Source organism: Psychrilyobacter sp., assembly GCF_037132775.1.
Taxonomy (GTDB): Bacteria; Fusobacteriota; Fusobacteriia; order Fusobacteriales; family Fusobacteriaceae; genus Psychrilyobacter.
In genome coordinates this window covers 1-7,658 of sequence record NZ_JBAHZY010000112.1, presented here as the reverse complement: position 1 = coordinate 7,658, position 7,658 = coordinate 1, and the positions used below count along the sequence as shown (strand labels likewise).

At 31.9% G+C, this 7,658-nt stretch carries 6 protein-coding genes; 3 read left to right on the top strand and 3 right to left on the bottom strand.

The window, feature by feature from the left end; genetic code table 11:
- Positions 1 to 170: 170 nt before the first annotated feature.
- Together V5784_RS07485 and V5784_RS07480 are read right to left on the bottom strand one after the other, a co-directional pair.
- The gene (locus tag V5784_RS07485; protein WP_336888407.1) at positions 171 to 971 is read right to left on the bottom strand and encodes an NAD(+)/NADH kinase; all 801 of its coding nucleotides are present in this window, start codon (positions 969 to 971) and stop codon (positions 171 to 173) included.
- Between the two features lie 349 nt (positions 972 to 1,320).
- The gene (locus V5784_RS07480; protein WP_336888406.1) at positions 1,321 to 1,503 is read right to left on the bottom strand and encodes a hypothetical protein; all 183 of its coding nucleotides are present in this window, start codon (positions 1,501 to 1,503) and stop codon (positions 1,321 to 1,323) included.
- Between the two features lie 574 nt (positions 1,504 to 2,077).
- Between V5784_RS07480 and V5784_RS07475 the strand changes: the two genes are divergently transcribed.
- From V5784_RS07475 to V5784_RS07465, 3 genes are read left to right on the top strand one after another with little or no spacing between them, the layout of a single operon-like run.
- Entirely contained in the window at positions 2,078 to 3,070 is a 993-nt protein-coding gene (locus tag V5784_RS07475; RefSeq protein WP_336888405.1) for an ATP-grasp domain-containing protein, read from the top strand.
- A gap of 41 nt (positions 3,071 to 3,111) precedes the next feature.
- Positions 3,112 to 4,242 carry an NAD/NADP octopine/nopaline dehydrogenase family protein gene (locus V5784_RS07470; RefSeq protein ID WP_336888404.1) on the top strand — a complete coding sequence of 377 codons (1,131 nt, stop codon included), beginning with the start codon at positions 3,112 to 3,114 and terminating at the stop codon, positions 4,240 to 4,242.
- The gene (locus V5784_RS07465; protein ID WP_336888403.1) at positions 4,242 to 5,870 is read left to right on the top strand and encodes a hypothetical protein; all 1,629 of its coding nucleotides are present in this window, start codon (positions 4,242 to 4,244) and stop codon (positions 5,868 to 5,870) included. The genes V5784_RS07470 and V5784_RS07465 overlap by 1 nt, the downstream gene beginning before the upstream one ends.
- Before the next feature lie 211 nt (positions 5,871 to 6,081).
- Here the strand turns inward: V5784_RS07465 and V5784_RS07460 are convergent, their stop codons facing one another.
- Positions 6,082 to 6,750, bottom strand: coding sequence for a class I SAM-dependent methyltransferase (locus V5784_RS07460; protein WP_336888402.1), 669 nt, complete (start codon positions 6,748 to 6,750; stop codon positions 6,082 to 6,084).
- Positions 6,751 to 7,658: the final 908 nt, after the last annotated feature.

Sequence of the window (7,658 nt, the reverse complement as noted above, 5' to 3'; positions counted from 1 at the left end):
AAAAAATAGGTAAATGAAAAGGGTACCAATTAAGATACCCTCTATCAGCTAAGAAATGTAATTTACACGTAATTTGGGACAGACCCAAACTAAAAGATGATTTCTGTATTCTACAGGAATCATCTTTTTTAAATTCCATTGCTATATAATACCTTCTATTAGCAACTACTTTAATATAACTTATTTCCCCACTTAAGTTTTTCCCTTAATACATCATAATAGTCTCTATTTTTAGGTAAAACTAATTTTAAAGTTTTATTTGAATATTTTATCTTTATTTTGTTTTCAGGGGATATTTTACAAATTTGTTCTCCATCTACTGTGAGATATCCTACTTGATCTAAATCTTCAATAGAACAAACTAATTCTTCGTTACCATCTATAACTATAGGTCTAAGACTTAAATTATGCGGAGCAATCGGTGTTACTAGCATTGCATTTAATGTGGGTTTAATAGGACCTCCTGCTGAAAGAGAGTATCCTGTAGAGCCTGTGGGCGTTGCTATAATAACACCATCAGCTCTGTAAGTATTCACAAAATATCCTTTGGAATATACTCCTATTTTCACTAGCTTAGTAAGGATTTCGCCTTTGGAAATAACCGCCTCATTGATTGCTAAAAGGGTTTTTGTTCCTATAGTTACTTCCATTACACGTCTTTCTTCTAATTCATAGTCTCCTTTAAGTACCTGCTCATATATTTCAAAAGCTTCCTGAACCTTTATTTCAGTAAGAAACCCCAGACTTCCCATATTCACAGCTATTATAAAAAGGTCTCTGTTAACTATCAGTTTTTTTCCTGCTCTCAAAAGGGTCCCGTCTCCCCCTATTACCACTGCAAAATCACAACTTTTAACGTCCTCTATGGAACATACCTCAAGTCCATTTTTTTCAAAATATGTTACGGTTTTCTCATAAAAGCCAAGAGCTTCTTTTTTATTGTCATTATAAATTATGCATACTTTTTTCATCTCTTCCTCCTATTCTTTTACCTTAATTCTTATATGACCATAGACGCTCTTAGTCACAGAATTTTTATAAAACCACGTATTAATATCTTACTCACCATTTTCTATAACTTTAAAATCTACCAAAATAACACCTATCAGCTTCACTGATTGCTTTGTTATTTTTTATTTTGTACCTCCTAAAAGTGTAGATCCTCAAAAGTTTTTATAAATTTAATAAACAAAAAAGGCTAACTGAATAGTCAGCCTTTTTCTATAAAATCTTTTAGAAAGTTACTTTTTCACCGTAACTCCGAAGTATAAGTCTCTTGGTATTGTAAATCTTTGCATATTTGATACCTCCATATATTATTTAATGTTTTTTATTACCAAAAATATTACTTATCTTTATTGAATTATCTGTATTCAATTGTTCTTGATATCTTTCATTTTTAAAATTATTAAAAATGCCACTTATTTTTAATACCGATCCTTTATCGCTAGAAAAAGATAAAGAACTAATTACCAATGCCATACCTAATACTATTTTTTTCATTTCTACTTCCTCCATATACTCTTTAATGTTTCATTATTTTAATGTTTTAATTTAACCAATTTATTTGTCGTCTCTGTCTTGACTACCTAACCATTATAAAACACATTTTTTAAAATGTCAACGATTCCAGTTCTGTTAAAGTGCATAATGTATTGAAGTTCTTATCAGATATGACAAGATCTTGCCAAAAATGGTAAGAAAAAAAAATTGAATTAATAAGAAAAAACTTTCTATTGGGAGAAATAAATTATGAAAATTGACTAACTTATATAGAAAGTAACCTGAATATTCATCCAGTAGGTGGTCGAAATGGTAAAAAAAAAGACTAGATTTATTTTCATTACTTCCAGTAATTTTTAGTTGTTCTTTTTTACCGACCATAATAATATTGACTTTAAGTGATATAAGTTATAAGATTAAGAGTAAAGGTCTCAGTATTATTATTTTATATTTGTGATTTATAAATATATGTAGCTTAAAGAATCGAAGTAAATTTAAGGGAAAAGGATAAGCTGAGAAAAATGGGATACTTTTTAGCATAAGTGAAGAAACATCATATGGAGGAGGAATTATTTTGAGTTATAAAATAGGTTTAATTTACGATAGACCACATGCAGAATATAAAGATGGTATAGAGGCGAAACACGTTGACCATCAAAAAGCAGTGACAAGAAATGAAATATATGAAATATTAAGCACCAAATATGAGGTAGAAGAAATTATAGCGGATGAAAAAATAATTGAACAATTATCAAAAAGTAAAATTAATTTAGCATTTCTTTTAACTACAGGAATTAGAGGAGATAGCAGACAATCACAGATTCCGGCTATTTTAGAGATGTTAGGAATACCTTATATAGGTTCAAGTGTTTTGGGACATGCATTAGCTTTAGATAAGTCTGTGGCGAAAAAGATCTTTGATTATCATCATGTTTCTACACCTAAATTTCAAATTTTTAATGAAACAGAAGAGAAATTGAATTCTGAATTGAAATTTCCTTTGATTGCAAAGCCTGCTTGTGAAGGTTCTGGATTTGGGATCCACAAGAATAGTGTAGTATACAATGAAAAGGAATTAAAAAAGAAGGTAAAAAGTTTACTGAATGAATATATACCTCCTGTTTTAGTAGAAGAATTTATTGAGGGAAGAGAATTTACAGTGGGAATTATAGGGAATGGAAAGGATAAGATTATACTTCCAATTATGGAAATTGACTTTGATGAGGTTCCAGAAAAATATGGGAAATTTAATACTTTTGAAGTAAAAACAGAGTGTGGTGAGCAAACAAAATTTATCTGCCCGGCACTAGTTGATAAGGAATTAGAAAAATCAATAATAGAAAATGTATCCAAAGCATTTGATGCACTAGGTTGTCGAGATCTATCGAGAGTGGATATTCGTGTAAAAGATGGTCAACCCTACGTGATAGAAATAAACAGTCTTCCTGGAATGGAGGCAAATTATAGTGATCTACCAAAAACTGCTGAACAAGCTGGGATCAGCTATGAACAATTGATTTTAAAGATTGTAGATATAGCAATAAAAAGAATAGAAGGTGATTCTTAAACCCTTTGTTATAAGGAAAAAAGAATAAAAAAGGGGGGACTATGAAAAAACATCTACCTAAAAAAATAAAGTTTGCAGTTATTGGCGCCGGGAATGGAGGCCAAGCAATTGCAGGATATTTAGCTTATAAAGGGTATCAGGTTAACTTATATAATCGTACGATGAAAAGTATAAAAAAAATAAAAGAAACAGGCTATATTGATTTAGAAGGTTCTGTTAATGGACGGGGAAAGTTAAATTTAGTTACAGATAATATAGCAAAAGTAATAAAAAATGTAGATATAATCATGATTGTATTGCCTGCTTCTGCACATAAATTTATCGCCAATAAAATTAGTCGTTTTGTAACACAGAATCAATATATTGTATTAAATCCTGGTAGAACAGGTGGGGCATTGGAATTTAAAAATATTCTGAAAAAACATGACCCATTTAAAAATGTGTGTATTGTAGAGGCTCAGACTTTATTGTTTGCGTGCAGAGCAATAGAACAAGGGAAAATAAAAGTTTTCAGTAGAAAGGAAGAGGTCAAAGTAGCTGCGTTGCCGGCTACAAAAACTAATAAATTTATTCATCTGATAGGCCAAGCTTTTCCGGAATTTACTCCTGCGGAAAGTGTATTGGAAACTAGCTTTAATAATATAGGTGCCGTATTACATCCAATTCCTACTATATTAAATTGTGGAAGGATTGAAGATACAAAGGGAAATTTTCAATATTATATAGAAGGTATTACCCCAGCTGTAGCAAAAATTATAGAGCAGGTTGACTATGAACGAATGTTGGTTGCCAAAGCATTGAAAATTGATGTTTTATCTTTGATGGACTGGCTAGAGTATACTTATAACACCCATGGAGATACATTATGTCAAGCACTCCAAAATACCAATGGATATTATGGGATCATGGCACCAGAAAATTTAGATACTAGGTATATTTTTGAAGATGTTCCTCAAAGTCTTGTACCTATTTGGGATATGGCAAAACATCTGATGATACCGACACCAACTATTGATTCTATGATTCATTTGGCGTCTGTTCTTCACAATACAGATTATTATCTGAGTGGAAGAACCATAGTTGATATGGGATTAGAAGGCTTATCTTTAGAGGAAATAAAAGAATTTGTAAAGACTGGTCATATATTAGATGTAAAGGGAGTTGAAGTGTAATGAAAAAATATATAGGAGCAGCAATCGGTAATTGTGTACATGTTGGTGGTGCTGTGAACTTTTTGAAGCTTGCAGAAGAAGAGGGACATTCTACAGAATTTTTAGGAGCGGCTGTAAGTATAAAAAAATTAATTAATTATATCTTGGAAAAAAGTCCTGATGCAGTAACTATTGGATTTAGATTGACACCTGATTCGGTAAAACCTTTGTTGAATGAACTTGAAAAAAATATTCATGCTTACAAATTAGAAAATATTGAGTGGATCTTTGGTGGGACAAAACCTGTCGCTGAATTTGCAAAAGAATATAAATTCTTTTCTAAAATATTTGACAGTACAGAAGATTTAGACGAGGTTATTGGTTATTTGAGGGGAAAAAAATCAAAGGATCTTGCCATTTGTGAACCCCAAGATATTATAGAAAGGATAGCATCAAAATTTCCTTATCCTGTTCTAAGGCATCATTTTGGACTGCCATCTTTAGAGGAAACCTATGAAGGAATTAAAAAAATTGCAGAAGCTAAGGTTTTAGATGTAATTTCCATAGGACCTGATCAAAATACCCAGGAAAACCTTTTTTCACCAGAGAAGATGAATCGTGATTTAGATGGTGCAGGGGGAGTGCCTCTAAGAAAAGTAGAGGATTTTGAAAAATTATATGAATCTGCTCAAAGAGGAAACCATCCACTATTAAGATCTTATAGCGGAACGGCAGAGATTTTTAAAACTGCAGAACTCCTTCAAAGTACAATCAATAATGCTTGGTGTGCTGTACCTCTGTGCTGGTATAATGTGTTAGATGGGAGAGGGAAAAGATCCCTTGTTACCTCTATTAGTGAGGGGCAAGAGTTGATGAAGTGGCATGCCGAAAGGAATATTCCAGTAGAAGTCAATGAAGGACATCATTGGAGTCTTAGGGATGCTCATGACACTATAGGTGTAGTTATGGCTTATATAGCAGCTTATAATGCGAAAAAAATGGGTGTAAAAAATTATATCTCTCAATATATGTTCAATGTACCTGCTTGCATGCACCCTAGAATGGATTTAGCAAAGATGCTTGCAAAAGTTGAATTAATTGAATCTTTGGAAGATGAAAATTTTACAGTGTTCAGAGGGGTAAGAGCTGGTTTGGCTAGTCTGAGTACAGATTTAGATGTGGCTAAGGGACAGTTAGCAGCTTCTACATATTTAGCAATGACTTTAAAGCCTCATATTATACATGTTGTAGGATTTAGCGAAGCTGATCATGCAGCAAAACCTGAAGACGTAATTGAAAGCTGTAAAATTGTAAGGGGAGTTATAAGATCAACCCTACATGGAATGGCAGATATGAGACAGGATACCGTTGTACAGGATAGAAAAAATGAATTGCTAAAAGAGGCTAAATATTTATTGAATACCATAAAATCATTATATACTGAAAGTAAAGATCCGTGGTGTGACCCTGTAGTTATTGCAGATATGATTAAAAAAGGAATTATAGATGCTCCTCATTTAAGAGGAAATGAAAGTGCTAAGGGAACATTAGAAACAAGGATTATAGATGGAAAATGTATGGCATATTCTAAAAAATTAGGAAGAGTTGTATCAGAGGAAGAACGATTGTCAGAATTATTAGAATTTTAGGTCTAGCGTAGGATTTTTCGAAATAAGTAACTATACAGTATAGATTATTTATGAATTACCCCCTACGTTAATAATCATAGCTACACAATTAAAAAAGGACAAATGGATTTAGTTTAAATCTATTTGTCCTTTTTTTATGATATTAAATATGAATGTTACAAAAGAAATATTTTGAGACTCATCAGCATTGTCTTTTCGTGTTGCAATTCGGTCATACCTCATTTTTGTAAGAGGCAAAAAAATGAGGGACAGAGGGTTCTTGGGTGTCATCATAGTCCTCAAAACTTTCTTCGCTTAGACCACATCGTATAAAACCATCTATTTCCTCTTTATCGAGAGGAAGGGGAATGTCATCTTCTTGTTCTCCCTTAAGACGGCTTCTACATGAGATAAGAATATCTCCCTGCTGTGCCAATAGTGAGACCATGGCATCTCGTGCTTGTATTCTATACTTACCTGGTAAGACTTGAATTGTGTTACACTCATAAACAAGATCAAAACTTTCAGCCCATTGTGATGGGTAATCAAAAAGATCTGCTACAAGATAGTTTACCGTGGTGTTTGAATAACGGTTTTTACAAAGACATATTGCTTCAGGTGAGATATCAAAGGCAGTCACCTCATATCCTGCTTCACTCAAGGCCTCCGCATCATCGCCAACTCCACATCCAATAACAATTGCCTTGCGTCCTGTATGGTTGGAAATATAGTTTTTTAACCATTTTAAAAGATAAGGACTAGGTTCAAGGTCTGCCCAGAAAACATCTCTATAATCTCCTTGTGCATCGGTATAGATACTGTCAAACCAACCAGTAGGTTTGTCTTCGTCTTGGTAAGATTTGACCATCTTTTTATATGCAATAGGATCAAACTTTTTCATGTTTTTCTACCTCATATATCTGATGTAATCAATATAACATAGTTTATTATGTTGCCACTATATTAATTTGGTTTTCAAATATATTCTTCATTATAAATTTAAAGTTGTCAAACATGAATATGAATTTTTGTCTTACTAATTATATTCCTCCTTGAAAATATATATTTACACCTATGAAACTTAGCTCTTAAGTCTTTTTTGTCGCAGATTACACAGATCTAAATTCTAATTTTCTGTTTTATTCATAGATAGCCATCCAATCTTGGCTTTATCTTTTCTTTGTATTTCCAAAACTTGCATTTCAGATAACCTTATTTCTTTTCGCTTCTTCCAATTCATAGTTCCCCCTATCGGGTATCAAGTCCCCACCGATTATCAAACATGAATTTGGCAATAATTAGAAATACTCCTATTATTTCTGCTATTAAACTTCCTACAATGACCGTTATATCTTTAATATTTAATCCTTTAAAAATAGGAATTGAAGTTTCACTGGAGCTATACCCTGATGCTTGTTCAATATCGACTTTAATCGAAGTTACTTTTTTTAATTACTTTTCAATGTTTTTTAATTATGTTTTTATAAAAGTGTTGCGATTATACTTTCATGTGTATATAATTAGTCATAGAAACTATATAAATGGGAGTTAGTAACAGTAACTAAAAATTTATAGATTTCTATTGATTTTTGTATAAATTTAAGGCATATTGTAGTAGAGAGGTGTTTTATATGTATGCAATCAGTAAATTTGAAAAATTGATAGGAATTACGGGTTAAGAAAATACAAGAAGGTGATTAAAAATGAAAGCTTATCTAATAGAAATTAAACCAACTGAAGAACAAGAACAAAAGATACATCAAAATATAGGGAATTGTAGAGCTGTCTATAATTTATATCTTAAAAAAC